27 protein-coding genes and 2 riboswitches are annotated in these 25,824 nt (G+C 68.5%); of the genes, 18 read left to right on the forward strand and 9 right to left on the reverse strand.

Features of this window, described 5'->3' with window-relative positions; all coding sequences use genetic code 11:
• Nucleotides 1-8: 8 nt before the first annotated feature.
• Entirely contained in the window at nt 9-803 is a 795-nt protein-coding gene (locus tag BMY35_RS16595) for an AraC family transcriptional regulator (protein WP_093201061.1), read from the reverse strand.
• 98 nt (nt 804-901) lie between these two features.
• Between BMY35_RS16595 and BMY35_RS16600 the strand changes: the two genes are divergently transcribed.
• The 7 genes from BMY35_RS16600 (at nt 902) to gcvP (ending at nt 8,663) form a co-directional block, all read left to right on the forward strand.
• Nucleotides 902-2,092 carry an MFS transporter gene (locus BMY35_RS16600; RefSeq protein WP_093201064.1) on the forward strand — a complete coding sequence of 397 codons (1,191 nt, stop codon included), beginning with the start codon at nt 902-904 and terminating at the stop codon, nt 2,090-2,092.
• A gap of 81 nt (nt 2,093-2,173) precedes the next feature.
• Nucleotides 2,174-2,677 (forward strand): L,D-transpeptidase Cds6 family protein, encoded by a 504-nt coding sequence (locus tag BMY35_RS16605; RefSeq protein ID WP_093201066.1) that lies wholly within the window; start codon nt 2,174-2,176, stop codon nt 2,675-2,677.
• 99 nt (nt 2,678-2,776) lie between these two features.
• Nucleotides 2,777-3,331 (forward strand): hypothetical protein, encoded by a 555-nt coding sequence (locus BMY35_RS16610; protein WP_093201069.1) that lies wholly within the window; start codon nt 2,777-2,779, stop codon nt 3,329-3,331.
• A 73-nt stretch (nt 3,332-3,404) separates the two neighbouring features.
• Nucleotides 3,405-3,791, forward strand: coding sequence for a YkvA family protein (locus BMY35_RS16615; RefSeq protein WP_093201366.1), 387 nt, complete (start codon nt 3,405-3,407; stop codon nt 3,789-3,791).
• A 28-nt stretch (nt 3,792-3,819) separates the two neighbouring features.
• Nucleotides 3,820-3,910: riboswitch (glycine riboswitch) on the forward strand.
• A 12-nt stretch (nt 3,911-3,922) separates the two neighbouring features.
• A riboswitch (glycine riboswitch) is annotated at nt 3,923-4,029 on the forward strand.
• A gap of 14 nt (nt 4,030-4,043) precedes the next feature.
• Complete coding sequence (gcvT, locus tag BMY35_RS16620) at nt 4,044-5,252, forward strand: glycine cleavage system aminomethyltransferase GcvT (RefSeq protein WP_371287176.1); 1,209 nt, start codon at nt 4,044-4,046, stop codon at nt 5,250-5,252.
• Between the two features lie 72 nt (nt 5,253-5,324).
• Entirely contained in the window at nt 5,325-5,696 is a 372-nt protein-coding gene (gcvH, locus tag BMY35_RS16625) for a glycine cleavage system protein GcvH (protein ID WP_093201071.1), read from the forward strand.
• A gap of 54 nt (nt 5,697-5,750) precedes the next feature.
• A complete protein-coding gene (gene gcvP / locus BMY35_RS16630; protein WP_093201073.1) occupies nt 5,751-8,663 on the forward strand; it encodes an aminomethyl-transferring glycine dehydrogenase in 2,913 nt (970 codons plus the stop codon).
• A 67-nt stretch (nt 8,664-8,730) separates the two neighbouring features.
• Here gcvP and BMY35_RS16635 read toward each other — a convergent pair whose 3' ends face one another.
• From BMY35_RS16635 to BMY35_RS16645, 3 genes are all read right to left on the reverse strand, one after another.
• Nucleotides 8,731-8,982 carry a hypothetical protein gene (locus BMY35_RS16635; protein WP_093201076.1) on the reverse strand — a complete coding sequence of 84 codons (252 nt, stop codon included), beginning with the start codon at nt 8,980-8,982 and terminating at the stop codon, nt 8,731-8,733.
• A 142-nt stretch (nt 8,983-9,124) separates the two neighbouring features.
• Nucleotides 9,125-10,030, reverse strand: coding sequence for a DUF3014 domain-containing protein (locus tag BMY35_RS16640; RefSeq protein WP_093201078.1), 906 nt, complete (start codon nt 10,028-10,030; stop codon nt 9,125-9,127).
• 127 nt (nt 10,031-10,157) lie between these two features.
• Nucleotides 10,158-11,276: a DUF2855 family protein gene (locus tag BMY35_RS16645; protein WP_093201081.1), complete on the reverse strand. Its 1,119-nt coding sequence runs from the start codon at nt 11,274-11,276 to the stop codon at nt 10,158-10,160.
• Nucleotides 11,277-11,324: 48 nt separating this feature from the next.
• Here BMY35_RS16645 and BMY35_RS16650 point away from each other — a divergent pair, with 48 nt between their 5' ends.
• Entirely contained in the window at nt 11,325-11,942 is a 618-nt protein-coding gene (locus BMY35_RS16650) for a TetR/AcrR family transcriptional regulator (protein WP_093201083.1), read from the forward strand.
• On the opposite strand, the gene BMY35_RS16655 is transcribed toward BMY35_RS16650, so the two are convergent.
• Together BMY35_RS16655 and BMY35_RS16660 are read right to left on the reverse strand one after the other, a co-directional pair.
• Entirely contained in the window at nt 11,932-12,609 is a 678-nt protein-coding gene (locus BMY35_RS16655; protein ID WP_093201086.1) for an alpha/beta hydrolase, read from the reverse strand. The genes BMY35_RS16650 and BMY35_RS16655 overlap by 11 nt on opposite strands.
• Nucleotides 12,610-12,656: 47 nt before the next feature.
• Nucleotides 12,657-13,700, reverse strand: coding sequence for an NAD(P)H-dependent flavin oxidoreductase (locus BMY35_RS16660; protein ID WP_093201088.1), 1,044 nt, complete (start codon nt 13,698-13,700; stop codon nt 12,657-12,659).
• Nucleotides 13,701-13,803: 103 nt separating this feature from the next.
• Here BMY35_RS16660 and BMY35_RS16665 point away from each other — a divergent pair, with 103 nt between their 5' ends.
• Together BMY35_RS16665 and BMY35_RS16670 are read left to right on the forward strand one after the other, a co-directional pair.
• Nucleotides 13,804-14,478 (forward strand): helix-turn-helix domain-containing protein, encoded by a 675-nt coding sequence (locus BMY35_RS16665; protein ID WP_093201091.1) that lies wholly within the window; start codon nt 13,804-13,806, stop codon nt 14,476-14,478.
• Nucleotides 14,479-14,537: 59 nt separating this feature from the next.
• Nucleotides 14,538-15,440 (forward strand): DMT family transporter, encoded by a 903-nt coding sequence (locus tag BMY35_RS16670; protein ID WP_093201093.1) that lies wholly within the window; start codon nt 14,538-14,540, stop codon nt 15,438-15,440.
• Nucleotides 15,441-15,468: 28 nt separating this feature from the next.
• Here the strand turns inward: BMY35_RS16670 and BMY35_RS16675 are convergent, their stop codons facing one another.
• On the reverse strand, nt 15,469-16,770 hold the full coding sequence (locus BMY35_RS16675) for a UDP-N-acetylglucosamine 1-carboxyvinyltransferase (RefSeq protein ID WP_093201096.1): 1,302 nt from the start codon (nt 16,768-16,770) through the stop codon (nt 15,469-15,471).
• Between the two features lie 189 nt (nt 16,771-16,959).
• Here BMY35_RS16675 and BMY35_RS16680 point away from each other — a divergent pair, with 189 nt between their 5' ends.
• The 4 genes from BMY35_RS16680 (at nt 16,960) to BMY35_RS16695 (ending at nt 19,388) form a co-directional block, all read left to right on the forward strand.
• Entirely contained in the window at nt 16,960-17,604 is a 645-nt protein-coding gene (locus BMY35_RS16680) for a DUF2625 domain-containing protein (protein WP_093201099.1), read from the forward strand.
• 142 nt (nt 17,605-17,746) lie between these two features.
• Nucleotides 17,747-18,160: a GFA family protein gene (locus BMY35_RS16685; protein ID WP_093201101.1), complete on the forward strand. Its 414-nt coding sequence runs from the start codon at nt 17,747-17,749 to the stop codon at nt 18,158-18,160.
• Between the two features lie 104 nt (nt 18,161-18,264).
• Nucleotides 18,265-18,921, forward strand: a complete 657-nt coding sequence (locus BMY35_RS16690; protein ID WP_093201104.1) for a DUF1444 domain-containing protein — start codon at nt 18,265-18,267, stop codon at nt 18,919-18,921.
• A gap of 26 nt (nt 18,922-18,947) precedes the next feature.
• A complete protein-coding gene (locus tag BMY35_RS16695) occupies nt 18,948-19,388 on the forward strand; it encodes a hypothetical protein (RefSeq protein WP_093201107.1) in 441 nt (146 codons plus the stop codon).
• Nucleotides 19,389-19,419: 31 nt separating this feature from the next.
• Here BMY35_RS16695 and BMY35_RS16700 read toward each other — a convergent pair whose 3' ends face one another.
• The gene (locus BMY35_RS16700) at nt 19,420-20,565 is read right to left on the reverse strand and encodes a hypothetical protein (RefSeq protein WP_093201109.1); all 1,146 of its coding nucleotides are present in this window, start codon (nt 20,563-20,565) and stop codon (nt 19,420-19,422) included.
• A gap of 243 nt (nt 20,566-20,808) precedes the next feature.
• Between BMY35_RS16700 and BMY35_RS16705 the strand changes: the two genes are divergently transcribed.
• Nucleotides 20,809-21,384, forward strand: a complete 576-nt coding sequence (locus BMY35_RS16705) for a dihydrofolate reductase family protein (protein ID WP_093201112.1) — start codon at nt 20,809-20,811, stop codon at nt 21,382-21,384.
• A 14-nt stretch (nt 21,385-21,398) separates the two neighbouring features.
• Here BMY35_RS16705 and BMY35_RS16710 read toward each other — a convergent pair whose 3' ends face one another.
• Nucleotides 21,399-21,752 (reverse strand): hypothetical protein, encoded by a 354-nt coding sequence (locus BMY35_RS16710; RefSeq protein ID WP_093201115.1) that lies wholly within the window; start codon nt 21,750-21,752, stop codon nt 21,399-21,401.
• A 456-nt stretch (nt 21,753-22,208) separates the two neighbouring features.
• Here BMY35_RS16710 and chrA point away from each other — a divergent pair, with 456 nt between their 5' ends.
• From chrA to BMY35_RS16725, 3 genes are read left to right on the forward strand one after another with little or no spacing between them, the layout of a single operon-like run.
• On the forward strand, nt 22,209-23,585 hold the full coding sequence (chrA, locus tag BMY35_RS16715; RefSeq protein WP_093201117.1) for a chromate efflux transporter: 1,377 nt from the start codon (nt 22,209-22,211) through the stop codon (nt 23,583-23,585).
• Nucleotides 23,586-23,595: 10 nt separating this feature from the next.
• Complete coding sequence (locus BMY35_RS16720) at nt 23,596-24,549, forward strand: Fe-Mn family superoxide dismutase (RefSeq protein WP_093201120.1); 954 nt, start codon at nt 23,596-23,598, stop codon at nt 24,547-24,549.
• Complete coding sequence (locus BMY35_RS16725; RefSeq protein WP_093201123.1) at nt 24,546-25,808, forward strand: MFS transporter; 1,263 nt, start codon at nt 24,546-24,548, stop codon at nt 25,806-25,808. The genes BMY35_RS16720 and BMY35_RS16725 overlap by 4 nt, the downstream gene beginning before the upstream one ends.
• The last annotated feature ends 16 nt before the right edge of the window (nt 25,809-25,824 follow it).

Here is a 25,824-nt window from a genome sequence, read left to right on the forward strand (position 1 = left end):
GAAGCCGTTCAGCCGGACCGGTGCAGGTACTGGCTCGGCGGCACGCCGAGCGTGCGTCGGAACATGGCGGTGAAGGCGCTCGGGCTCTCGTAGCCGTGCGCCAGCGCCACCTCCAGGATCGACGCGCCCGCCGCCAGCCGGGGCAGGCTCAGCAGCAGCCGCGCCTGCCGGCACCAGGCTCCGAAGTTCATGCCCGTCTCGCGCTGGAACAGGCGCGCGAGCGTGCGGCTGTTCATGTGCAGGCGCAGGGCCCAGTCGTCGAGGGTGGCGGGCAGCGAGGGGTCGCGCACCAGTTCCTCGCACAACGCGGCCAGCCTTGCATGGCGCGGCATCGGCACGTGCAGCGAGAGCGCGGGCGCGGCCTCCATCTCGTCGAGCAGCAGTTCCATCACGCGCTCGTCTCGGCCGCCCGGCGCGTAGTCCAGCGGCAGCGACACGGCCGCGACGATCAGCGCGCGCAGCAGTTCGCTCACCTGGATCACGCGGCATTCGCCACCCAGGTCGGCGCGCATGCCCGGCTCGACGAAGACGGTGCGCATGCGCACCTCGCCCGCCATGCGGATCTGATGCTCCATGCCGCCGGGCACCCACACGCCGCGCCCGGTCGGCACCACCCAGCTGCCGGCCGCGGCGCTCACCAGCATCACGCCCGAGATCGCGTGGATGAGCTGCCCGCGCCGGTGCGTGTGCGGCGGGATGAAGGCGTCGCCGACAGGGTCGGTCGCCAGCGCCGCGACGGCGCGCGGGGTCGACTCCCCTTGCTCGGGACGCAGGTTGATCGCTGCCTGGGCCGGTTTGTCCATTTCTCGACGACGCTTGAGGATTCGTAGCAAGAACATCTTCTCACGGCTTTCTACGATGCTTTTTTCCTCCCTCCCTGCAAACGAAAGAAGCATTCGTCATGAACAAGCGCCGACTCGGGCTGCTCACCGGCACCCATGCCGTCAACGATCTCTACCAGGGCCTCGTGCCCGCGCTGCTGCCCTTCATGGTGCTGGAGCGCGGCTACAGCTACACGGCCGTCAGCGGCCTGATGCTGGCGGCCACCGGCCTGTCGAGCGTGGTGCAGCCGCTGTTCGGCCTGTACGCCGACCGCCACCCGCGCAGCTGGCTGGTGCCCACGGGCTTCCTGGTGGCCGCGCTGGGCGTGGTGCTGGCGGGCATCAGTCAGAGCTACCTGCTGACCTGGATCGCCATGGTGCTGTGCGGGCTGGGCATCGCGGCCTACCACCCGCCGGCCACGGTGGCTGCGCGCGCGGCCGGCGGCGGCTCGCAGAAGGCGATGAGCGTGTTCTCGGTGGGCGGCACCATCGGCGCCTCGTTCGCGCCGGTGCTGGCGGCCACGGTGGTGGGCAACGGGAGCCTGTCGCACAGCTACCTGCTGGGCCTGCCGGCGCTGGCGATGGGCGCGGTGTGGTTCGCCGCGAACGCGCGGCGCGGCGCGGCCTCGGACAGCAGCGCCGCGGCAGCCCGGAAGGCCGGCGACCATCTGATGAAGCCGCACAACGACTGGCGCGCCTTCGCGCTGCTGGTGGCGACCATCGTGGGCTGGTCGATTCCGTACGTCACGGTGCTGTCGATGCTGTCGCTGCGCATCACGCGCGACCTGCACGGCTCGGCCTTCCAGGGCGCGGCGGCGCTCACCGCATTCACGGCCGCGGGCGCGGTGGGCACGCTGCTCGGGGGCTGGCTGGGCGACCGCATCGGGCGCATGGGCACGATCCGCGCGGGCTACCTGCTCGCGCTGCCGTCCCTCGCGGGCATCGTGCTCGCGCCGACCGCCGGCTGGGCACTGGCCTGCACCGGGCTCTTCGGCCTTTGCATGTTCCTGCCCTTCGCCGCGCAGGTGACATTGGCGCAGGACTACCTGCCGCGCAACCCGGCCACGGCCAGCGGCATCGCGCTGGGGCTGGCGCTGTCGGTGGGCGGGTTGGTGTCGCCGCTCTTCGGCATGCTCTCGGACGCGCGCGGGCTCGGCGTGACGCTGACGACGGTGCTGTGCGTGCTGTGCGCCGCGGCGGTGATGGCGCTGCGCCTGCGCAACCGGACGCTGCAGGCCTTGCCGGCGGAAACCGAAGGGGCTGCCGCCTGAATACGGGTCCCGGGGGCCGGTCGGCCCCACGCATGTTCGCTGCCAGAATCGGGCGACAACCGACAAGGAGGGGACTGCGCCATGAATCGATTCCTGAGCTGCCTGACAAGCGGCGTGACAGGCAGCGTGATGGGCAGCGTGATGGGCGGCGCATTGCTGGCACCGGCCGCCTTCGGCGCCCCGCCCGCGGCGCCCGCCACGCAGGCCGCCCCTGCATCGGTGGCGGCAGCGCCGGTGGATCCCGCCGCCGGCATCCGCGAAGTCGAAGCCGCCGTGCGGGCCTGGGCCGCAGCCTGGTCCGCGCGGGACGTGGCGCGCTACCTTGCCGCCTATGCGCCCGACTTCGCCCCGCCGCGCGGCCAGGACCGCAAGGCGTGGGAGGCCGACCGCCGCGCGCGCATCGAGGACAAGGCCGTCATCAACGTGGGCATCGAGAGCCTCGTCATCAGCGTCCAGGGTCAATCGGCCACCGCCACCTTCGAGCAGACCTACAGCGCCGACAAGTTCCGCGAGAAAGGCCGCAAGACGCTGGAGCTGCAGCGCATGGGCAACCGGTGGCTCATACGCAAGGAAAGCGCCGGCTGAAGACCGCCGCGGAATTGCCCCTGTAAGCCAAACGGTTCATGGAGATGTCACTACTTGCAACGATGCTGCAGCCCTCGATTCCCGAAAGCTGTGGCTGCCATGTTTCCCACCAAGACCGACAAGGCGCGCGACGAACTTCAGGGCGGACAGCGCACGCTCAGCCAGCGCGAACGCGCCCTGCTGCTGATGGCCGACGGCCGGCGCTCCCTTACCGACTTCAGCCCGCTCTTCTCCAACCGGGATGAGGCCGAGCAGGCGATCCAGGCGCTGATCGACAAGGGCTACCTGCAGAGCCCGAAGGCAGCGGCAGCGGCCGCCCCGGCGGAGCCTCCCGCGCAGCCCGCGCCCTCGCCCATCCCCGCCGCCCAGCCGATCCAGGTGGCCACCTCGGCCGACACCTTCGACGGCAAGCGTTCGCTGGCCACCACCCGCATGTTCCTCTTCGACATCTGCGAGCGCATGTTCGTGCGGCGCGACCCCAAGTTCGCGCTGCAGATGCGCGACGCGCTGCGCGAGGCGCGTGACCGCAACGCCATGCTGACCATCGCCGCGCTGATGCTCACCGAGATCGAGAAGAGCGCGGGCGTGGAGCGTGCCGAATCGCTGCGCGAGCGCATCGACCGGCTGCTGCCGCCGGCCGAAGTCGTGCATTGACGACAAAAGGGATACGCGAGATGCCCGGCCGGGGCTGTGACACCATCGCCGGGTGAACTCGCCGCCTCCCGCAATCCCCCTGTCCGGGCGCCTTCGCAGCTGGGCGAAGCGCCTGAAGCGCGACGGCGTCACGCTCTGGTTCGCCGGCAGGCACCCGTCCACCCCATGGCATGCCAAGGCACTGGGCGCCTTCGTGGTCGCCTACGCGCTCAGCCCGATCGACCTCGTTCCCGACTTCATTCCGGTGCTGGGCTACGTCGACGACGTTTTGCTGCTGCCGGGGCTGATCTGGCTCGCCATCCGGCTGATTCCCCCCGCGGTGCTCGCGGATTGCCGCGCCAGGGCGGACGAATGGCTGCGCGAGCGCGGCGCCAGGCCGGTCAGCCGCTGGGGCGCGGCCTTCGTCGTGGCCGTGTGGGCCGCGGCCTGCTTCGGGGCGTGGCGTCTTTGGTCGGGATAGCGCGAAGGGCCCGCGCGATCCACTACACTTCCCGGGGTCAGGAGAGAGCCCCGCGTGCCGGGGCCGCCGAAGGCGCAGGGACTTCCCGAACGCTCAGGCAAAAGGACTGACGAGGCGCCGGTGAAAGCCGGCGTTTCCTTGCTGGAGAGAGGCCGTTGCCCACGGGCGGCGGTCCACCGAAGGAGCAAACCCCGATCGTGGGGCGAATCTCTCAGGTAAAGCGGACAGCAGGGGTGGCCCATGGCTTGCGTCATGGATTTCGACTGCCCTTTGGAGTGCCCCGTGGCTGCTTCTTCCTCCGCTACCCCCGACGCCCAGCTTCTCAAGACGCCGCTGTACGACCTCCACCTGGAACTGGGCGCCCGCATGGTGCCCTTCGCCGGCTATTCGATGCCGGTCCAGTACCCCGCCGGCCTGATGGCCGAACACAAGCACACGCGCGACGCGGCCGGCCTCTTCGACATTTCCCACATGGGCCAGCTGCGCCTGGTCGGGCCCGACGCGGCAGCCGCCTTCGAGACCCTGATGCCCGTCGACGTGATCGACCTGCCCGCCGGCAAGCAGCGCTACGGCCTGCTGCTGGACGACGAGGGCGGCATCCTCGACGACCTGATGTTCTTCAACGAGGGCAACGGCTCGATCTTCGTGATCGTCAACGGGGCCTGCAAGGTGGCCGACATCGCCCACATCCAGCAGAAGATCGGCTCGCGCTGCGAGGTGCGCCCCCTGCCCGACCACGCGCTGCTCGCGCTGCAGGGCCCGCAGGCCGCGGCCACGCTGGCGCGGCTGTCGCCCGGTGTCGAGCGCTTCGTGTTCATGACGGGCGGCGCTGTGCAGATCGGCGGCATTCCGGCCTTCGTCACCCGCAGCGGCTACACCGGCGAGGACGGCTTCGAGATCTCGGTGGCCGCATCCGACGCCGAGCGCCTCGCCCGCCTGCTGCTGGCACAGCCCGAGGTCAAGCCCGTCGGCCTGGGCGCGCGCAACTCGCTGCGGCTCGAAGCCGGCCTGTGCCTCTACGGCAATGACATCGACACCACCACCACGCCGGTCGAGGCCTCGCTCAACTGGGCGATGCAGAAGGTGCGCCGCACGGGCGGGGCACGCGAAGGCGGCTTCCCGGGCGCCGCGAAAATCCTCGCCCAGCTCGCCGCGGCTACCGCGGGCGCCGCCGGCCACACCGACCACGACACCCTGAAGCGCAAGCGCGTGGGCCTCGTCGCCCTCGAGCGCATTCCGGTGCGCGACGGCACGGTGCTCCAGTCTTTCGAGGGCCAGGACATCGGCCTCGTCACCAGCGGCCTGCTCGGCCCCACGGCCGACCGCTGCATCGCCATGGGCTACGTGGCCACAGCCTTCGCCGAGCCGGGCACGCGCGTGCAGGCCATCGTGCGCGGCAAGCCGGTGCCGATGGAGGTCTCGACCATGCCTTTCGTGCCCACCCGTTACTACCGGGGCTGAGCGCCGCCCAGTCAGATCGACCGGCTAGGCTCTGCACCCCGATCCATTTTTTCCACGAGGAGTTTTTCCACCATGAGCATCAAGTACACCAAGGACCACGAATGGGTGTCGGCCGAGGGCGACGCAGCCACCGTCGGCATCACCGTGCATGCGCAGGACGCGCTGGGCGACGTGGTCTTCGTCGACCTGCCTGAAGTCGGCAAGACCTTCGCCCAGGGTGAAGTCGCCGGCGTCGTCGAATCGGTCAAGGCCGCGGCCGACGTGTTCATGCCCGTGTCGGGCGAGATCACCGAGGTGAACGAAGCCCTGCGCGCCGATCCGTCGCTCGCCAACAGCGACCCGCTGGCCGCCGGCTGGTTCTTCAAGGTCAAGCTGAGCGACCCCGCGCAGCTCGACGCCCTGCTGGACGCGGCCTCCTACGACAAGTTCGCCGCCGAGTCCTGATCCGCTGAATTTTTCAGCAGCACCTTTGTTCTTTCCCTCCGAGCCTTCACCGCCATGCCGACGCCCGCCCTTCCTTCTTTGCAAGAACTAGAGAACGCCGAAGAATTCCTCGCCCGCCACATCGGCATCGACGCGGCGGACGAGGCGCGCATGCTGCCGGCGATCGGCTCGGAGACGCGCGCGGAGCTCATCGACGGCATCGTGCCGGCGGCCATCCGCCGCGCGAAGCCGATGCGCCTGCCCGCGCCGGTGACCGAAGCCGACGCGCTGGCCGAGCTGAAGGCGATGGCGTCGAAGAACAAGGTGTTCCGCAACTTCATCGGCCAGGGCTACTACGGCAACCACACGCCGGGCGTGATCCTGCGCAACATCCTCGAGAACCCCGCCTGGTACACCGCCTACACGCCCTACCAGGCCGAGATCTCGCAGGGCCGCATGGAAGCCCTGCTCAACTTCCAGACGATGGTGTGCGACCTCACGGGCATGGCCATCGCCAACGCATCCATGCTCGACGAAGCCACGGCCGCGGCCGAGGCGATGACGCTCGCCAAGCGCAGCGTGAAGAGCAAGAGCAACGTGTTCCTGGTCTCCGGCGACTGCCATCCGCAGACCATCGAAGTGATCAAGACGCGCGCCGCCCCGTTGGGCATCGAGGTCAAGGTCAGCACCGTGTCGGAAACGCTGCCGCACCTGATGGTGAGCGGCGCCTTCTTCGGCGTGCTCGCGCAGTACCCCGCAACCACCGGCCACGTGCACGACCTGCGTCCGCTCGCGGGCCACGCGCACCAGTGCGACGCGGCATTCATCGTCGCGGCCGACCTGCTGGCGCTGACGCTGCTTGCGCCGCCCGGCGAATGGGGCGCCGACATCGTCTGCGGCACCACGCAGCGCTTCGGCATGCCGCTTTGCAACGGCGGCCCGCACGCCGCCTACCTGGCCTGCCGCGACGAGTTCAAGCGCTCGCTGCCGGGCCGCCTGGTGGGCGTGAGCGTCGACACGCACGGCCAGCCCGCCTACCGCCTCGCGCTGCAGACGCGCGAGCAGCACATCCGCCGCGAGAAGGCCACCTCCAACATCTGTACCGCGCAGGTGCTGCCGGCCGTGGTGGCCAGCATGTACGCCGTGTACCACGGGCCCGACGGCCTCACCCGCATCGCCCAGCGCGTGGCGGCGCTCACCGCGGTGCTCGCCAAGGGCCTGTCGCAGATGGGCCGCGAGCCGGTGAACGCCACCGCCTTCGATTCGCTGACCATCCGCACCGGCGAAGACACGCAGTCGATCATCGAGCGCGCGCAGGCCGCGGGCGTCAACCTGCGCCAGCGCCTGCAGCAGCACCTGGGCATCTCGCTGGACGAGACCAGCACGCGCGCCGATGTCGAAACGCTGTGGGGCCTGTTCGCGCCCGCCGGCACGCAGGCGCCGCGCTTCGACGATCTCTCGGGCAGCACCGTACCGCTGATTCCCGAGGAGCTGCGCCGCACCAGCGCATTCCTCACGCACCCGGTGTTCAACACGCACAAGAGCGAGACGGCGATGCTGCGCTACATCCGCAGCCTGTCGGACAAGGACCTCGCGCTCGACCGCAGCATGATCCCGCTGGGCAGCTGCACGATGAAGCTCAACGCGACCAGCGAGATGATCCCCATCACCTGGCCCGAGTTCGCCAGCATCCACCCCTTCGCGCCGGCCGACCAGCTGCAGGGCTACGCCCAGCTCGACGCCCAGCTGCGCGCCTGGCTGTGCGAGGCCACCGGCTACGCGGGCATCAGCCTGCAGCCCAACGCGGGCTCGCAGGGCGAGTACGCGGGCCTGCTGGCCATCAAGTCCTTCCACGAGGCCAAGGGCGAGGGCCATCGCAACATCTGCCTGATTCCCTCCTCGGCGCACGGCACCAACCCGGCCAGCGCGCAGATGGTGGGCCTGCAGGTGGTGGTGACGGCCTGCGACGCGCAGGGCAACGTCGACATGGACGACCTGAAGCGCGCCTGCGAGAAGCACAGCGCCAACCTGGCCGCCGTGATGATCACCTACCCCAGCACGCACGGCGTGTTCGAGACCCGCGTGAAGGAGCTGTGCGAGCTGGTGCACGAGCACGGCGGACGCGTGTACGTCGACGGCGCCAACATGAACGCGCTGGTCGGCGTGGCCGCGCCGGGCGAGTTCGGCGGCGACGTGAGCCACCTGAACCTGCACAAGACCTTCTGCATCCCGCACGGTGGCGGCGGCCCCGGCGTGGGTCCGGTCTGCGTGGTGGAAGACCTCGTGCCCTACCTGCCGGGCCATGCCACGGCGGGCGTGGCGTCGAACGGCGTGGGCGCCGTGTCGGCCGCGCCGCTGGGCAACGCGGCCGTGCTGCCGATCAGCTGGATGTACTGCCGCATGATGGGCGCCAAGGGCCTGCAGGCCGCGACCGAGACGGCCATCCTCAGCGCCAACTACATCAGCGCGCGACTGAAGGACCACTACCCCACGCTGTACGCGAGCCCCAATGGGCACGTTGCGCACGAGTGCATTCTCGACCTGCGCCCGCTCAAGGACACCAGCGGCGTCACCGCCGAAGACGTGGCCAAGCGCCTCATCGACTACGGCTTCCACGCCCCCACGCTGAGCTTCCCCGTGCCCGGCACGCTGATGGTGGAGCCCACCGAGAGCGAGCCGCTGGCCGAACTCGACCGCTTCATCGACGCGATGATCGCCATCCGCGGCGAGATCCGCCGCATCGAGGAAGGCGTCTGGCCGAAGGAAGACAACCCGCTCAAGCACGCGCCCCACACGGCCGCGAGCCTGCTGGGCAGCGAGTGGAGCCACCCGTACTCGCGCGAACTCGGCGCGTTCCCGCTGGCCGCGCTCAAGAACGCCAAGTACTGGCCGCCCGTCGGCCGCGTCGACAACGTGTACGGCGACCGCAACCTGTTCTGCAGCTGCGTGCCGGTCTCCGAGTACGACGAGGAAGCCGAAGAGGCCTGAAGAAGAGGCGGTGGCGCACGGCGGCCCGGTGCCGCCGTCGCGCCGCCTTGTACCTCTGCGCAATGCGCTACGGCGACTCGCGGCGGTAGGTCGCCCACTTCACGGTCAGGATGTCCGCCGCGATCTTCGCGGCATTCACGCCCGCATAGGCCTCGGACGGATCGAACTGGAATGCCTCGCGGTATCGCCTGACCTGCGCATAGTCGCGGTCGAAGGTCATCGGGCCCATGAGTTCGGCGGGATCGGTGCCCGCGGGAAGCGCGAGGAATTTCTCCGAATCGGTGGCACTCTGGTAGAGGTCGACGCTCATCAGGTTCATACGGTTGTCCTCCGGAGCTTGGTTTCGGAAACCAAGCCTGCGGGAGGTCCGTGCGGCACGCAATCGGTCCCCGCCTACACGGCGCGACGGAAGAACGCCCGGCGGCGCCCGTGCCATCGCACGCCGCGCGTGCGCGTGTGCGTCAGGGCTGCTTCTTCTTCGCCACCTCGCCCGTGGCGATCTGCTGGCGCAGGCCGCGCAGGCTGGCCTTCACCTTGCGCTCGTTCTCCAGCCCCATGCGCACCATGATCTTCTGGCCTGAGGACATCGATTCCAGCTTCGGGTCCGTGTATTCGTAGCGCACCCACGGCCGGGTCGAGGGCACGTCGCCCTTCACTTCCACCAGCCGCACCTGCACCGGGCCGGTGGGCTCGGGCGCCTGCAGCAGATGGTCGATCACGGCGATGAGCCGGTCGTTGAAGTAGCGCCCCGGATAGCCCAGCTCTTCATACGCCTGCTGGAACAGCGGATAGAGCTTTGCATACACGGCCGCCGCCTTTGCCGGATCGACCGACTGCGCCAGCAGCACGATGGCGTTGTAGCGCGCGGCATTGTTGGCCGCGATGGTCTGCACCTGGCCCTGCGGCCCCTCGGTGATGAAGCGCTGGCCCGTGGGCTGCACCGGCCATGCGTTGGCGGGAGCCTGTTCGCGCGCGAGATTGTCGACGGTGGCGACGAAGCGCCGCACGATGCCGTCAGAGCGCAGGAACTCGGCGACGTTCTTGCCGCCGATCAGATCGGCCAGCGCCTTCGTCACGCGCGCATCGGAATCGGCCAGCTTGGGCAATGCGGGGTCGGGCGGCGCGAGCGCGTCGACCGGGTTCTGCGGACCCGTGGGTGCCGCTGCAGGAGGCGGTGGCGGTGCGGGCGCGTCATTGGGTGCCGTTGCCACCGGCACGGGCTCGGCGGGCTTCTGCTGCTCCTGATACCAGCGCCAGCCGAAGAAAGCCGCCACGAGCAGCACCAGCACGACGGCGACGATGGCCCCGACGGGCGTTTCGCGGCGGGGAGTGAACTCGGGGGCTTCTCGGGTATCGGTGTCTGGCATGAGGGCGGCTCCTTGTGCGGGAATGTCAGAGGAAGCGAACGGCTATGGTGCCCCAGAACGGGCTGCACGCCAGCCTTGTCGTCGTAACGCCCTGTGACGCGCCCCCGACGCGGAAGTTCACCCTCGTTCAGTCAACGAGCCGAACGACGTGCGCCTGCCGCGGATCGACCCTGCCCGCGTGCAGGTCCGCGATCACTGACTGCGCATGCGCGAAGCCCTCGCCCTGCGCCAGAGCCATCCACCGGTTGCCGGGCCTGCTGAGCTCCGCGATGAAGCTGCCCTGGGCCTCGTTGAAGCGGCGGTTGACCTCCTGCGGACCCCAGTCGGCATTGCGCTTCCTGATCTGCACCGGAGCGAAGTAGAGCTGCGGCGTGGGGCCGGGCAGCGAGGCTGTGTCTCCGAGGAACTCGGTCTTCTGCGCGGAGCCGGCGTAGCAGTCGTACACCAGCGCTTCGCCGAAGTGATGATGAACGGTGGCGCGCAGCTCGTCGTTGCCCGAGAAGTCGACGTACAGCGTGGGCACGTCGGCCGGCAGCGTCGTCACTTCCTCGTAGGCCAGCGTGCGGTCGTAGCAGCCGAGGCCCTCCACGAAAGCGCGATTGGCGTTGGACGTGGCCGCGATCAATTGCAGTCCTTCGCGCCGGCGCAGGCAGAAGGCCGTGCCGAACGCGGTCTTGCTCGATGCGCTCGACACCACGACCTGCTTCGCGCCGAAGAAGGCGTTGTCTTCCAGGAAGTCGGCCAGCATGAAAGAGGTGATGAACAGAGGCCGCACCAGCATCTGGTAGTCCTCCAGTGCGGCGACGTAGCCTGCGTCGTTGCTGCATCGCATGTACTGGTTGTAGGCCGACACCAGCTCGCCGCGGTGCGGCGCGCCGTCGTAGAAGCCGCGCGCCGTCACGCGCACCGGCTGCATGCGCAGGTGGCTCGCGATCGGGAAGTAGCCGTAGAAGCGCTCGCCCACCGACACGCCCTCCACGTTCGACGCCGCCACGTCCGCGAAGCCCCACGCCGGCATGTGGCCCCAGTCGGCATCGCCGGTCGGAAAGAACTGCCAGTACTTCATGACCGCGTCGCCGAAGGCCGCGTAGGTGATGTTGTTGGTGGTCAGCGAGAAGCGGCCGATCTTCATCAGCACTTCGCCGGGCTGCAGCGCGCCGCTGTCCTGCGTGGCCACGACACGGGTGGTGCCGAGGGCGTTCTTGCGCGTCTGGAGCCGGGTTAAAGTGAATGCGTCGTTGTTCATTCGCAAACTGTATGGCGGCCCGCCGCGCGGCGGGTTCGGAAACCGTCGATGCCGGAAGCACCCCGCTCCAAGCCCCTGAAACGCCCCACGCAGGCACGCGCGAAGTTCACCGTGCAGGCGATCTACGACGCCTTTGTTCGGATTTGGTCCGCGCACGGCTGGGAAGGCGTGACCACCCGCGCCGTGGCGCTGGAAACCGGCATTGCCGTCGGCACGCTCTACGACTACTTTCCCGACAAGGAAGCCCTGCTCTCGGGCTATGTGCGTCACTGCATCGAGGCACTGCTGGCGCGGCTCGACGCGGAAGCGATCTCACCCGCCGGCATCGACTGGCAGGCGCGCGTGAAGCGCCTGGTGCGCATCACCTGCGACACGCGGCTCGAAGGACTGCCCGCCTTCGACCACCAGATGCTGATGCTCGAACACCGCGTGGCCGAGCCCAAGCACCACCGCCGCGTGTATGACGAACTTGCGGACAGGTGGCTCGAGGCCTTTGCCGCCTGCACCGACCTGAAGCCGCAGCCCTCGCCCGCCACAGTCCACGCGCTGCTGACCGCGGCGTGGGGCGGCCGCCGCTATCGCCTGCTGGTGCAGCCCGAAACGGGCAACGACGAATGGGTGGCCGAAATGGAGGCGATGGTCATGGCGCGGCTGGCTACACGCTAGCCGGCGCGCCCAGCGATTGCAGCCACGCCAGCGTGGCCTGCAGCTCGGCAGGACGGATCTCGTGCGCGCCCGGAAAATCCGTGCCCGACAGCTTCAGCGGCAGCGTGCGCGCCAGCTCTCGTGTGGCCTGCGCGGCGCTAGGCGGAATCACGTTGTCGGCGCTGCCGTGGCTCACCCACAGCGCCTTGCCCTCGAAAGCCTCCGGCGGCGCGATGTGCGGCACCACCTGCGGCAGCAGCCGGCTGTGCCATACCAATGCGGCGCGCACGCTCTCGGGCTTGGTCAGCAGCAGCGACAACGCCATGATGCCGCCCTGACTGAAGCCGCCGACCACGATGCGCTCCGGCGGCACGCCGAGCTGCTGCGAAGCCGAGGCGACCATCTCGCCGACGAGGAAGCGGCTTTCGCGCTCCTGCTCCTCGTCGATGCGACGCTCGCCGCTGGGCAGCACGTCGAACTCGAACCACGCATACGAGTCGGGCGACAGCACGTACGGTGCGCGCAGGCTCAGCACGTGGAACTGCGGCGGCAGCATGCGCGCCAGGCCGAACAGGTCCTGCTCGTTGCTGCCCACGCCGTGCATCAGCACCAGCAGCCAGGGCTCGCGGACATCGGGTTGCGCGCCTTGCGCGAGGAACTTCAGGGGCAGGTGCAGTTGCTGGGTCATTGGCCTTCTTCTTTCTTCGGTTCTTTCTTTCGTTCTTTCTTTTTCCTTCAGCGGAACCCGCGCGCCAGCTCGAGCGTGAGCTCGGCCGCCGGAATCTCGCGGCAGCCGGTCGCGTTCTGCCCCGACCACAGCGGGGAGAAATCGCCGTTGCCCTGTGCCTCTGCCTTGGCGCGCAGCGGCGCGATGGCGGAGGTGGCCAGCGGAAACTCCGGCGCCGCAGCGCCGATGGGACCGAGATCGCGCATCACGCGGTTCACGATGCCGCGCGCCGGCCGGCCGGTGAAGAGATTGGTGAGCGCCGTGTGCCTCGCGGCCTTGCCCTTGAGCGCCGCTCGATGGACCGCGCTGGTGGTCGCCTCGGGCGTCAGCATGTAGGCCGTGCCTATCTGCACGCCCGCCGCGCCCATCGCCATGGCCGCGGCCACGCCGTTCGCGTCCGCGATGCCGCCGGCCGCGATCACCGGCACCTTGACCGCATGCACCAGCTGCGGCAGCAGCGCGAAGGTGCCCAGCTGCCGCGTCAGGTCGTGCGACAGGAAGTGGCCGCGATGCCCGCCGGCCTCCAGCCCCTGCGCGATGACAGCGTCCACGCCGCGCGCCTCGAGCCACTGCGCCTCCTCCACCGTGGTGGCCGAGGCCAGCACCTTCGCGCCCCAGCCGTGCACCCGAGCCATCAGCGCCTCGGGCGGCAGCCCGAAATGGAAGCTCACCACCGGCGGCTTGAACTCCGTCAGCAGGTCGGCCACCTCGGCGCTGAACGGGTTGCGGCCCGGGCCGGCAGGGATGCCCGCCGCATCGATGCCGTACTCGGCGTAGTACGGCGCCAGCGCGGCGCGCCAGGTCGCCTCGCGCTCGGCGCTCGGCTCGGGCGGCGTGTGGCAGAAGAAGTTGACGTTGTAGGGCTTGCCGGTGCCCGCGCGGATGGCGGCGAGCTCGCTGCGCATGGTGTCGATGCTCAGCATGGCGCCCGGCAGCGAACCGAGGCCGCCGGCGTTGCTGACGGCGATGACCATCGCGCTGCCTTGGATGCCGGCCATCGGGGCCTGGATGAGGGGGAGTTCGGTGCCGAGAATTTGCGTCAGCGTGGTCATGCGAAATCTCTCTGAGTGTGTCGGTGCCGGCCATTCTCTCGCCAAGCCGGAGGTCATTCCGTCGGCGGGGTCATGGCGGGCCCGCTTCGGCACAATCGCGGGCATGCACAGTCCGTCCGCTTCCGGAATCGACTACAGCGTGCGCAGCTACGCGGGCGAATACGCCGGCCACGACCATGCGCACGCGCAGATCATGTTCGCGCTGGACGGCCGCATGGAACTGGAGATCGGCGGCCGCGCCGCCTTCACCGACACGTCCTGCGGAATGATCATTCCGGCGGGCGTGGCCCACACCTTCATGTCTCCGCGCGGCGTGCGCATGGTGGTCATCGACACGCCCGAAGACACCGGCGTCGACCGCATCCGGCGCTTCGCGGTCACGGCCGCATGCAGGAACGATGTCGATCCCGCCAGGGCCGCGCTGCATCTGGCCCATGTGCTGGAAGCGCCCTCGATCCTCTCGCGCCGCAGCATCGACCTGGCACGGCTCGACACCGCCCTCGACCGCGCACCGCACGAGCCCTGGGACACCGCGCGCATGGCCGCCCTCTTCTTCCTGAGCCCACAGCGCTTTCACGCACGGCTGCTCGAGCTGACGGGACTGTCCCCGCAGGCCTACCTGCGCTCGCGCCGGCTCGACACGGCACAGCGCCTCTTGCGGGGCGGTCTTTCGCTCGAAGCGACTGCCCTGCGAGTCGGCTACCGCTCGGCCAGCGCCCTCGGCTTCGCGCTGCGGCGCGACCGGCAGTCGGGCGCGCGGCGCACGCGCGCGGACTGAGCTCCAAGGTCGAGAGTCTCTCGACATTTGCCCGGGCCGCGGGGCCCGAGGATGCGCGCATGACAAACAACGCATCCGTCGCCGGCGCCTGCATGGTGATTGCCGCCGCCGCCCTCTGGGGCACCACCGGCACCGCCCAGAGCTTCGCGCCCGCGAACACATCGCCCTATTGGATCGGCACGCTGCGAATGCTGATCGCCACGCTCTTCTTCGCGGCATTCATCGGCTGGCGGCGCCAACGCGGCGCGCACCTCCCGCTGTCGATGGCACCGGCCACACTGCCATGGCTGCTGCTCGCGGGCATCTGCATGGCGGGCTACAACCTGAGCTTCTTCGCGGGCGTCAAGGCCACTGGCGTGGCCATCGGCACCGCGATCGCCGTGGGCAGCGGGCCGGCCTGGGCCGGACTGCTGCAGGCGCTCGCCTACCGCAAGCCGCCCGCCCCGATCTGGTGGGCGGGCACGCTGCTCGCAATCGGCGGTGGCTGCCTGATGGTGCTGCCGGCTTCAGGCGGCGACCTGCGCGTCGACCTTGCCGGACTGGCGCTGTGCCTGGGCTCGGGACTTTGCTACGCGATCTACACGCTGGTCAGCCAGCGCCTCGTGAGCCGGGCGCCGCCGGCGACAGTCACGCTGTGGCTCTTCGCGGTGGCGTCCGTGGTTGCCATGCCGACCGCGTTCGCGATCTCCGGCCCCTTCGCGAGCACGCCCTCCGGCTGGGTCCTCGTGGCCTATCTGGGCCTGGTGTCGACCGGCGTCGCCTACCTGCTGTTCAGCCATGCGCTGCGGCACATCTCCGGCGCCTCGGGCGTCACGCTGGCATTGGCGGAACCCGTCACGGCCTTCGCGCTGGCCATGTTCGTGGTGCAGGAGCGCCAGGCCCCTTCGGCCTTTGCAGGACTCGCGATGGTGCTGGCGGGCCTGCTGATCGTGGTGTGGGCCGAGGCGCGCCGGGCCCCGTGAGCCCGCCCGGCCAGGGCGGCCTACCTGCCTACTCTTCGCTCGTCCACTCCACGCGCACGCCCAGGCTGCGCAGGTTCTCCACGAAGCGCGGATGCGCACGGCGGATAGGCGCTGCGTTGCGGATCTCCGAGCGGCCCTCGATGCTCGCCGCCACCATGAACAGCGCGATCGCCACGCGGATGATGTAGGGGCTCTCGACCACCGCGGGCGTCAGCGGATTGCCGCCGAAGGTGATGAGCCGGTGCGGGTCGGAAGAGAACACGTGCGCGCCGAACTTCGAGAGCTCGCCCGTCCAGCCCAGCGCCCCGTCGTACACCTTGTTCCAGAACATCGCGTTGCCCTGGGCGCGCACGCCCAGCGCAATGAAGATCGGCAGCAGGTCCACCGGGAAGTAAGGCCAAGGCGCCGCCTCCACCTTGGTGAGCACGTTGCTCGTGAAAGGCGTCTGCACCTTCAGCGGGCCGCTGCGGACGGCACGCGACCAGCCGTCCTCGTGGACGATCTGCACGCCGAACTTCGCGAAGGTGCGGTCCAGCAGCGGAAAGTTTTCCGGCGCGCTGTTGCGCACGATCACGTCGCCGCCCGTGATGGCGCCCAGCGCCAGGAAGGTGGTGATCTCGTGGAAGTCCTCGTCGAAGCGGAACTCCCCACCCTTGAGCGTGCCGCCGCCGTGCACCGTGAGCCGCGAAGTGCCGATGCCCTCGATGCGCACGCCGATCATGGTCATGAAGCGGCAGAACTCCTGCACGTGCGGCTCCGAGGCCGCATTGGTCAGCGTCGAGGTGCCGTCCGTCGCAGCCGCGCACAGTACGAAGTTCTCGGTGGTCGTGACCGAGGCGTAGTCCAGCCAGTGGTCGGTGGGCGTGAGCCTGCTCTTGCTGCGAACCAGCAGCGAGCCCTCGGTGCGCTCCACCTCGCCGCCGAAGCGCTGGAACACCTCCACGTGCGGATCGATCTCGCGCACGCCCAGCGTGCAGCCCTTGACGTTGTCCTCCAGCCGCGCCACGCCGAAGCGCGCCAGCAGCGGCGGCACCAGCATGATCGACGAGCGCATCTCCTCGGGCAGCCGGTGGCGCGACGCGTCGAAGGCCGTCTCGCGGTGGTGCAGCTCGAGCGTGCCCGTCTCGTGGTCCATGCGCACGTCGCTGCCCAGGGTGCGGAAGATGTCGAGGATCTTGCGCACGTCGGTGATGTCGGGCACGCCATGCAGGCGCAGCGGCTCCCAGGTGAGCAAGGTGGCGCAGAGCACCGGCAGCACGGCGTTCTTGTTGGCGGAGGGGGTGACACGGCCACGCAGCGGCGTACCGCCGTGCACGATGAGGTTGGACATGGAGGAAAGCGAGACGGAAGCGGGAGGCGGTGGAGAAAAGGTGCGGAGACAATCCGAAACCGGAAGCGGGAACTTTACCGTCTGAAAGCGGCATGAACAGCCTTGAAGTTGTAAGAACTTCAAAGCAGAAGCCGTCGCAATAACAATTCTTTCGCGTTACATGCAGCTTATTTTTCGAGCCAAACTCCCATGCGCACGCTTGACGACCTGATCGACACCGAAGACTCCGCCCTGCCTCTGGTCAAGGAATGGGCGCAAGGCACCAAACATTCATTCGAGGTTCTGCCTCCCTCCCAGGACAGGGAGCGCGTGCTGCTCGCACTCCAGGTCACGACGCGCTCGACCATGGGTGCCGTTGCATACGAAACCGGCGGCCTGCTGCTCGACCACGGCTGGCTGCGTGTGCTGGGCTCGGGGCACCCGAAGCTGCCTCGCAACATCGTTGACTGGAACAAGGAGCGCTCCGCCGGCTTCCTGCTGGTTGCGGACGACGTGGTCGGAGGCTTCTTCGCCATCAACGGTGGCGGGCTCGGAGACGACGCTGGCGCCATGTATTACTGGGCACCGGATAGCCTGGCGTGGGAACCGCTCGAGATCGGCTACAGCGACTTCATCGAATGGGCATCGACCGACCGGCTGCAGGCTTTTTACGCCGACCTGCGCTGGAGCGGCTGGGAAGCCGAGATGAAGAGCATCGGGGCGGACCAGTGTTTCAACTTCTACCCCTTCCTGTGGACCAAGGAAGGGGCTGTGCAAACCAGCGCCCGAAAGGCCGTGAGCATTGCCGAGCAATATGCGCTCAATACGGAGCTGGCAGCAAACATGGGTGGGTAGCTCGAGCTTCGCCGCGGCGTGAAACTCATGTCGGGCCACGATTCGCGACGAACTTGTTACTCACCCGCCCCACCCTTGTCCAAATAGATTGGTCGCCTCCAGCCAGCCCCGCTGGCCAGGCAACCTCGAAAGGACAAGACAAATGAGCCACGCTTACACCGGCGGCTGCGCCTGCGGCGCCATCCGCTACCAAATTCCGGCCGAACCGATCTTCCAGAACCATTGCCAGTGCCTCGACTGCCAGCACAAGAGCGGCACCGGCCACGGCTCGTACCTCAGCTTTCCGCGCGGCGGCGCCAAGCAGACCGGCCGGGCCACGCTGTGGGACATGGTCGGCGACAGCGGCAACGTCAAGACCCGCGCCTTCTGCCCCACCTGCGGCTCGCCCGTGTACATGACCTATGCGGCGATGCCCGACGTCATCACCGTGCATGCGGCGAGCCTCGATGACCCCAGCCGGTTCAAGCCGCAGGCGGTCACGTATGGCGTGCGCGGGCATGCGTGGGATTTTCTGGATCCGGAGCTGGTCAAGTTCGACAAGATGCCGACAGCCTGAGGCGAGGGCCAAGGAAGGCGCGATCCGCTTGCACTCGGGCTGCGCCAGCTCCATGACTTTGTGCACTTATCGCGGCGCGAAGGCCACTTCGACAATGCGTCGCCATGTCGTCGAACCCGCCTTCGCCATCGTCCGTCTACCCACGCATCAGGACCGCTGGTTTCCTCCAGTCGGTCCAGCCCAGGCTCGACGAGATCGAGGCATTGGGCGGCGATCGCGAGGCGCAGACGCCCGTGGCCTATCCCTTCGCCGGCGACGGCGGCCTGCTGGTGACCTATGCGCTCGACACGCCGACCCGGTTCATCACCTTGACGAACGAAGGCATGGCGAGTCTGGGGCTGACCCCGGAGGAGCTGCATGTCCGGGCAGTCGACAACATGCTCGCGAAAGTGCTGCCCCAGCTCGGCACGCAGGACCTGGTGCTCTACAAGGCCCTGGTGTCCGGCGGCGACTTCGAGGCCTGCATGCTGCTTGTGCCGGGCCTTTGGGAGGAGTTGACCAACGACTTCCAGGGTGAACTGCTCACGGTGGTCCCGAGCCGCAACGTCATCTACTTCATGGACAGCAAGGCCGGCTTCGAGGCTTCGGGCGAAACGATCGGCCCCGGGCAGATCCTCGGGCTGATGTGCGCTGCGGCCGGAAAGATCAGGGCCGAAGCCGGCCCGCACGGCTTGTCGGACAAGGTGCTGGCCCTCACCCCCGACGGCTGGCGCGTGCGCGGCAGCTTCGCGGATCCTGCTTCATCGCTGAGCAGCAGCTGAGACATGCGGAAGAAGACGGAGCCCCCATGCGCCCGATCCAGCACAAGAACCATTCCCGACCGGAGGAACTCATCGCCATGCATCCGGACAGGGCGCCGTCGAGGCGCGCATGCCTGGGCGCACTGTCGCTGACGATGCTGCTTGTAGGCATCGCCGGGTGTGCATCTTCAAGAGGTACCTCGAACGACGACACATCGGCGGCAAGTCGCCCCCGGCGCGACGAATGGAGCGAGAGGGAGGAACGCGAAAAGTGGCAGGAGGAAAAGCGCAGGGACGACGAATACAAGCGCATGCGCGAACGCGAACAGCGGGACAAGGAGCAGCAGATGCAGTCGTTCAAGGAAAACCTGCAGCGGGATGCGCGGGAGCGCGAGCGCGACGAACGTGCCGCTGCGCAGCGGCGAATGAGCCCCATGGAACGGCTGGATCAGCTCAATCGACAGATCAAGAGGCCACCGTACCGGTGAGCGAGACCAACGCGCCCTTTCAATTCAATCGTCAGCCTTCCTCGACCAGTTCATCCTTCGCAGGCCAGAGCTGGACTTCCGAGGCCTCCACGAAACCGTAGCCATTGCGCACAGCCAGCAGCGCGGGCTCCAGAATCATCTGGTAGTCGGACGCGAATGCCTCGATGTCGTCGCCGCCGGGGTCTTCGTCCCAGGCGAAGATGAGCGCGCGGCGGTGCTTCTGCAGCAGCTCCACCAGCAGCCCCGTTTTCTCGGGCGGCACGTAACCGCCGAGCGAGTAGTTGAAATGGATGGTGGTCCGCATCTTCTCCTGAAGCATCGGGAAGTCACGGAGCAGATCGGCGAACAGTGCGGCGGGCGTCTCGAAGACGTGCGATACGTCCACGCCGATGCGTTCGAACAATGCGGTCGGCCAGACCCGCCCCCGGCTCTGCCAGCTCGGCAGCACCTGCGCCGCGAGGTTGACGATCTCGTAGGAGATCGAGCCCACGAGCTCGCTCGCCGGCTCGGGCCACATGAAGCCTTCGGCCTCGATCTCGGTCGTGGTGTCTTCCCGGCATTCCCAGATGTGCCGCCACTGTTCGAGGCGGCGGCGCATCCGGTCCCTCAAGGCATCGGGAGTCATCGCCTCGTCCGGAGCGCCCTCTTCGGGCGGCAGGTGCGCGGCCAGCGGATAGAAGCCATCGAGCACGGCGAGGGCCTCGGGTCTGGCATCGGGCCGGACGAGATGGCGCCGCGCGTCGAGCTTCGCGAGCATGCGCAACGCGACCGCATCGACGACCGACTTGCCGGCGGCGATGTCGCAAGCCTCGTAGGCCGCCAGCTCGCGCAGGGCCTCTTCGGCGTCGTCGGCTTCGATGTAATAGGGACGCCCCCAATGCGCCTGGTACGCGTCGAAGCCGGGAATGCCGGTACCACCGAGCGGCTGTGAGAACGACTCCCCGGGCGGCACGCCGGCGCGCTCGCGCACTGCCTTCTCCTGGCTGGCGTAGATGGCGCGCTGCAGGTTCACGAGGCGCTTGCACCAGGCGCCTGCATGATGGGCCACGAGTTGCCGGCGGGCCGCATCGCGCACGACGTCATCCAGCCCATCCGTGGTGGCTGCGCGCATGTACGGAACAAGGCGCTCCCGGATGAGGCGCACATCCACGGCAAGGTTGCTGACGTCGTAACCCATTGCTTCTTCCCTTTCGTTGTCGAGCTTCGCGTCCGCGGATGGCATCCGCGGCACCGGCGCGCGATTCTGGAAGAAAAGGCACTCCCTGCCATCTGACGAAAGTCATTCATCTCATCCGGCTGCTGCAGATGAACGTCTTGTCGATCAACAGAAAGTTGCAATGAGAAATGGAGTTGCGCGAATACCGGGGACAGTTCAGCATCCCCGGCACTCCAACCCCAACAACCACACACGGAGACCCGAATGAGAAAGCTCAAGATCATGGAGCACATATCGCTGGACGGCGTGATCCAGCCGTCCGGCGAAGACGGCTTTCCCTACGCCGACTGGACCGCGCCCTATCGAACCCCGGCCGGGCGAGATGAAGTCCTCGCCGCGCACGGCGCACGCTTCGACCTGCTGCTGGGCCGGCGCACCTACGACATGTGGTCGGACTTCTGGCCGAAGGCGACGGGGCCGATGGCGGACGGCCTGAATGCGGCAACGAAGCATGTCGTCACCCATCGTCCGGAAAGCCTCGCGTGGGGGCCGTTCGAGGCCGTCGGGCCGGACGCCGTCGAGGGCGTGCGGCGCATCAAGTCGCGGGCCGGCCCGGACCTGGTTCTCTGGGGCAGTTCCACGCTGACGTCTGCGCTGCTCGAGCACGGGCTCGCGGATGAAGTCATGCTGATCGTCTATCCGGTTCTCGTGGGTACGGGCAAACGCTTCTTCGCCGAGGGAACGCCGGGACGCGCCTTCGAATTCGTCAGCACGAAGACGACGCCGTCCGGGCTCCTTCTCAATACCTACAGGTTCGCCGGCCCTTTGAAGGCCGGATAGGACAGGCGCCGGCCCTAGCCCGTCAGTGCCTCGCACTGGACTTCGATCCGGGCGTGAAGCATGCCGAGCGTCGCGGACAGAAGCCGCTGCAGCGAGTCGCGCTGGCTCGCCTCGAAGAGCGGCGCGGGGTCTGCATCTGATGCGGCGGCATCGCGCCTGTCTTCGTCCCAGCCGAGCAGCTGGACCAGCGTTTGCGCGCCTTGAACGATGTCGCGGGCGACGTTCAGGAATTCGGCCTGGCACTGCCGGGAAGAATCGAGCCGGTCGCCCTGCACCCATTCGAAGGGCTTGAACTGGGCCGAGGGGCGATACGAAGCACTGGCGGCACGGGTGCTCGTGCCCGCGTCATTTGAAGAAGCATTGGCCATGTGTGGGCCTCCCAAGGATGTCGATTTGCAGAAACCGACGCCCTCGCTTCCAAACGAAGGCGGCAGCTCGAACGGGTTGGAAGACCGGGACATCCTTGCGGAAACCGGCAGGGCGCGAGCCCTCCCGTTCGAGCCGCCTAAAAAATAGGCGCAAACGAAAAAGCCGCAGACCATGTGCGGTAGCTGCGGCTTTCGTCGCAGGATGTCAGCGGGCTTCCAAACCCGGCCCCGCTCATCACGAGGCGGGGGCAATGTAAGCGGTGCCGACGGCGGGCGTCAAGCTCGAATCCGGCACGGCCTTGGGGCAATGGCACTGGTCGCGGCGCGCGTTCCCGGGCAACGCGTTTCATGGCGCTTTGGCTCTGCTACGATTGTTTCCCCGGGAAAACAGCCTCCCGGTCTGCAAGGAAAGACGGTGTCCCGTCCAAGCGCTGGTGACTCACAACGGAGCCTTCCGTGGACACCGCCTTGCCCGACACTTCTTCACTCGCGCCTTCCGCGCCCCCCGAGCCCATCTCCTTCGCCGAAGCCTTCCGCTTCTGGCTCAAGCTCGGCTTCATCAGCTTCGGTGGCCCCGCCGGACAGATCGCGATCATGCACGCCGAGCTGGTCGAGCGGCGGCGCTGGATCAGCGAGAAGCGCTTCCTGCACGCGCTGAACTTCTGCATGCTGCTGCCCGGCCCCGAAGCCCAGCAATTGGCCACCTACATCGGCTGGCTCATGCACCGCACCTGGGGCGGCATCGTGGCCGGTGCGCTGTTCGTGCTGCCCTCGCTGTTCATCCTGATCGCGCTGTCGTGGATCTACCTGCGCTTCGGCAACGTGCCGGTGGTGGCGGGCATCTTCTACGGCATCAAGCCGGCGGTCACGGCGCTGGTGCTGCACGCGGCGCACCGCATCGGCAGCCGCGCGCTCAGGAACGGGTGGATGTGGGGCATCGCGGGCGCGGCCTTCGTGGCCATCTTTGCTTTCGACACGCCGTTTCCCGCCATCGTGCTTGCAGCCGGCCTCATCGGTCACTTCGGCGCACGACGGGCGCCCGGCGTCTTCGCGCTCGGTGGTGGCCACGGCAACGCAAGGCAGGGCTACGGCCCCGCGTTGATCGACGACGACACGCCCACGCCGCCGCATGCCCGCTTCTCGCGCCGGCACCTGCTCAAGGTGATTGCCTTCGGGATGGGCCTCTGGCTGCTGGCCATGGGAGCCCTCGTCGCAGTACTGGGGTTCGACAGCACGCTCGCCCAGATGGGCTGGTTCTTCACCAAGGCGGCGCTGCTGACCTTCGGCGGCGCCTACGCGGTGCTGCCCTACGTCTACCAGGGTGCCGTCGAGCACCACCAGTGGCTCTCCGGCGCGCAGATGATCGACGGGCTGGCGCTGGGAGAAACCACGCCGGGGCCGCTGATCATGGTGGTGGCCTTCGTCGGCTTCGTCGGCGGCTGGCTGAAGCAGGTGCTGGGACCCGACTCGCTGTTCCTGGCGGGCGCGCTGGCAGCAACGGTGGTGACCTTCTTCACCTTCCTGCCGTCGTTCATCTTCGTGCTGGCGGGCGGCCCCGCCATCGAGGCCACGCACGGCAAGCTGGGCTTCACCGCGCCGCTGTCGGCCATCACGGCGGCGGTGGTGGGCGTGATCCTGAACCTGGCGCTCTTCTTCGCCTACCACGTGCTGTGGCCCAAGGGCTTCGGCGGCCATTTCGACGCGGCCTCGGCGCTGATCGCAGTGGCCGCGGTGATTGCGCTGTTCCGCTTCAAGGTCGGCGTGATGCCGCTGCTCGGTGCCTGCGCGGCCGTCGGGCTGGCGGTGACCTTGTCGCTGCCCTTGCTGCGCTGAAGGAGTCGCCATGGACGCACGAATCCAGGCCCTGCCGTTCGATCCCGCCACGCTGCGTGGCCTGTCGGCAAAGCTTCTGAACAGCCATCACCAGAACAACTACGGTGGCGCCGTCAAGCGCCTCAACGCCATCCGCACGCGGCTCGCCGCAACGCCGTTCGCAGCCACCCCGGGCTTCGAGCTCAACGGCCTCAAGCGGGAAGAGCTGATCGCGAGCAACTCGATGCTGCTGCACGAGCTGTACTTCTCATCGCTCGGGGGCGATGGCCACACGATGGAGCCGGCCATGGCGCTGGCGCTCGCGGCCAGCTTCGGCAGCATGGAGCGATGGCGCGAGGAGTTCTCGGCCATGGGCAAGGCGCTCGGCGGCGGCTCGGGCTGGGTGCTGCTGGTCTTCCAGCGGCGCGAGGGCACGCTGGTCAACCAATGGGCCGCGGACCATACCCACGCATTGGCGGGCGGCGTGCCGATCCTGGCGCTCGACATGTACGAGCATGCCTACCACCTCGACCACGGCGCCGCGGCAGGCGCCTATGTCGATGCCTTCATGGAAAACATCCATTGGGCCCGCGTGTACGAGCGCTACCAGCATGCAGTGCATGCCGCCAGCGAGCCTTTCGGCGCGGCGCAGGACGATGTGGCCGGGGCCGTGCTGCTCGATGTTCGCCGAGCCGGGGTGTTCGAGAAGGCCACGTCGACGATCCCGGGCGCGCGCTGGCTCGACCCGGCCGAGGTCGACCGCTGGGCCGGCGAGCTTCCGCCGGACCGCGCCTTGATCGTCTATTGCGTCTACGGGCACGAGGTCGGGCGCAGCACGGCCATGCGATTGCGCGCTGCGGGCCTGAACGCGCGCTACCTGCGCGGAGGCATCGACGGGTGGCAGAGCGCGGGCCGGCCTCTCGAGGCCAGGCTGCCAGGCGGGAATGCGGCCGGCTCGACGTGTCCGCCGGGACAAGGCCGATGAGCACGACTTCTGCTCCTCGTTCACGCATGAGCCTCGCGCGCCTGCTGCCCTCCGGGGTCGACCCGGGCGCCCTGCCCTTGCTCGTCGCCCGGGGGCTTCGCGCCTTCGGCGACGGCTACATGGCCGTGCTGCTGCCGGCCTACCTGCTGTCGATCGGGCTCGGAACGCTGGAGGTCGGCATCGTCAGCACGGCAACGATGCTGGGCTCGGCACTCGCGACGCTCGCGGTCGGTGCCTGGGGGTATCGCTTCGCGGCGGGGCGATTGCTTCGCGGCGCAGCCTTGCTGATGGCCGCCACCGGCATCGGCTTCGCGGGCCTTTCCTCGTTCTGGCCCTTGCTGGTCGTGGCGCTGGTCGGCACGCTCAACCCCAGCTCGGGCGATGTCAGCGTGTTCCTTCCTCTGGAGCACGCACGGCTGGCAAGCGCGGCGCAAGGCCACGCACGAACCGCGCTCTTCGCCCGCTACAGCCTGCTCGGCGCCTTGTGCGCAGCCCTGGGCGCGCTGGCTGCGGCGGTGCCGGACTGGCTGGTGCTGCACACCGGGTTCGGGCGGCTCGATGCGCTGCGCGGAATGTTCGTGGTCTATGCAGCGATCGGACTGGTCGTCTTCTGGCTCTATCGGAATCTGCCGACCCATGCAGGCGCCGGCAGCGCCGACAGCCTCCCCGTCGCGCCCGCACCCCTCGGGCCCTCGCGCGGTGTCGTGATGCGACTGGCGGCGCTCTTCAGCGTGGACGCCTTCGCCGGCGGGCTGACGGTCAACGCGCTGATGTCGCTCTGGCTGCTGGAGCGGTTCGGCTTATCGCTGGCCCAGGCAGGCGTGTTCTTCTTCTGGACGGGCCTGCTGGGCGCGGCATCGCAACTGGCGGCACCTGTGGTCGCGCAGCGCATCGGCCTGCTCAACACCATGGTCTTCACGCACCTGCCGGCCAACGTCTGCCTCGTGCTCGCGGCGCTGGCGCCGAGCCTGCCGGTCGCGCTGGGCCTGCTGATGATCCGCAGCTCGCTGTCTTCGATGGACGTGCCCACGCGAACGGCCTATGTGATGGCGGTGGTGACGCCGGCCGAACGCAGCGCGGCCGCGAGCTTCACCGCCGTGCCGCGAAGCCTGGCCGCGGCCATCAGCCCGACGATCAGCGGCGCGCTGTTCGCGGCCGGATGGATCTCGTTGCCGCTCATCGCGTGCGGGCTTCTGAAGATCACCTACGACCTCACTCTCTGGCGCGCCATGCGGCGGGATCGGCTGGACGGGGACTAGCAGCCGCGACGCATCG

It is taken from the genome of Variovorax sp. YR750, assembly GCF_900109805.1.
In the GTDB taxonomy this organism is placed as follows: domain Bacteria; phylum Pseudomonadota; class Gammaproteobacteria; order Burkholderiales; family Burkholderiaceae_C; genus Variovorax; species Variovorax gossypii.

Bases quoted from the DNA above. Each gene is read 5' to 3' on its own strand.
- BMY35_RS16700 (WP_093201109.1), bottom strand. From the start codon at position 20,565: ATGGGTTACGACGTCAGCAACCTTGCCGTGGATGTGCGCCTCATCCGG.
- BMY35_RS16650 (WP_093201083.1), top strand. From the start codon at position 11,325: ATGCCGGAAGCACCCCGCTCCAAGCCCCTGAAACGCCCCACGCAGGCA.
- BMY35_RS16610 (WP_093201069.1), top strand. From the start codon at position 2,777: ATGTTTCCCACCAAGACCGACAAGGCGCGCGACGAACTTCAGGGCGGA.
- BMY35_RS16595 (WP_093201061.1), bottom strand. From the start codon at position 803: ATGGACAAACCGGCCCAGGCAGCGATCAACCTGCGTCCCGAGCAAGGG.
- BMY35_RS16705 (WP_093201112.1), top strand. From the start codon at position 20,809: ATGAGAAAGCTCAAGATCATGGAGCACATATCGCTGGACGGCGTGATC.
- BMY35_RS16600 (WP_093201064.1), top strand. From the start codon at position 902: ATGAACAAGCGCCGACTCGGGCTGCTCACCGGCACCCATGCCGTCAAC.
- BMY35_RS16725 (WP_093201123.1), top strand. From the start codon at position 24,546: ATGAGCACGACTTCTGCTCCTCGTTCACGCATGAGCCTCGCGCGCCTG.
- BMY35_RS16685 (WP_093201101.1), top strand. From the start codon at position 17,747: ATGAGCCACGCTTACACCGGCGGCTGCGCCTGCGGCGCCATCCGCTAC.
- BMY35_RS16670 (WP_093201093.1), top strand. From the start codon at position 14,538: ATGACAAACAACGCATCCGTCGCCGGCGCCTGCATGGTGATTGCCGCC.
- BMY35_RS16695 (WP_093201107.1), top strand. From the start codon at position 18,948: ATGCGCCCGATCCAGCACAAGAACCATTCCCGACCGGAGGAACTCATC.
- BMY35_RS16665 (WP_093201091.1), top strand. From the start codon at position 13,804: ATGCACAGTCCGTCCGCTTCCGGAATCGACTACAGCGTGCGCAGCTAC.
- BMY35_RS16660 (WP_093201088.1), bottom strand. From the start codon at position 13,700: ATGACCACGCTGACGCAAATTCTCGGCACCGAACTCCCCCTCATCCAG.
- gcvP (WP_093201073.1), top strand. From the start codon at position 5,751: ATGCCGACGCCCGCCCTTCCTTCTTTGCAAGAACTAGAGAACGCCGAA.
- BMY35_RS16680 (WP_093201099.1), top strand. From the start codon at position 16,960: ATGCGCACGCTTGACGACCTGATCGACACCGAAGACTCCGCCCTGCCT.
- BMY35_RS16720 (WP_093201120.1), top strand. From the start codon at position 23,596: ATGGACGCACGAATCCAGGCCCTGCCGTTCGATCCCGCCACGCTGCGT.
- BMY35_RS16605 (WP_093201066.1), top strand. From the start codon at position 2,174: ATGAATCGATTCCTGAGCTGCCTGACAAGCGGCGTGACAGGCAGCGTG.
- BMY35_RS16645 (WP_093201081.1), bottom strand. From the start codon at position 11,276: ATGAACAACGACGCATTCACTTTAACCCGGCTCCAGACGCGCAAGAAC.
- gcvT (WP_371287176.1), top strand. From the start codon at position 4,044: ATGGATTTCGACTGCCCTTTGGAGTGCCCCGTGGCTGCTTCTTCCTCC.
- BMY35_RS16690 (WP_093201104.1), top strand. From the start codon at position 18,265: ATGTCGTCGAACCCGCCTTCGCCATCGTCCGTCTACCCACGCATCAGG.
- BMY35_RS16710 (WP_093201115.1), bottom strand. From the start codon at position 21,752: ATGGCCAATGCTTCTTCAAATGACGCGGGCACGAGCACCCGTGCCGCC.
- gcvH (WP_093201071.1), top strand. From the start codon at position 5,325: ATGAGCATCAAGTACACCAAGGACCACGAATGGGTGTCGGCCGAGGGC.
- BMY35_RS16640 (WP_093201078.1), bottom strand. From the start codon at position 10,030: ATGCCAGACACCGATACCCGAGAAGCCCCCGAGTTCACTCCCCGCCGC.
- BMY35_RS16655 (WP_093201086.1), bottom strand. From the start codon at position 12,609: ATGACCCAGCAACTGCACCTGCCCCTGAAGTTCCTCGCGCAAGGCGCG.
- BMY35_RS16635 (WP_093201076.1), bottom strand. From the start codon at position 8,982: ATGAACCTGATGAGCGTCGACCTCTACCAGAGTGCCACCGATTCGGAG.
- BMY35_RS16675 (WP_093201096.1), bottom strand. From the start codon at position 16,770: ATGTCCAACCTCATCGTGCACGGCGGTACGCCGCTGCGTGGCCGTGTC.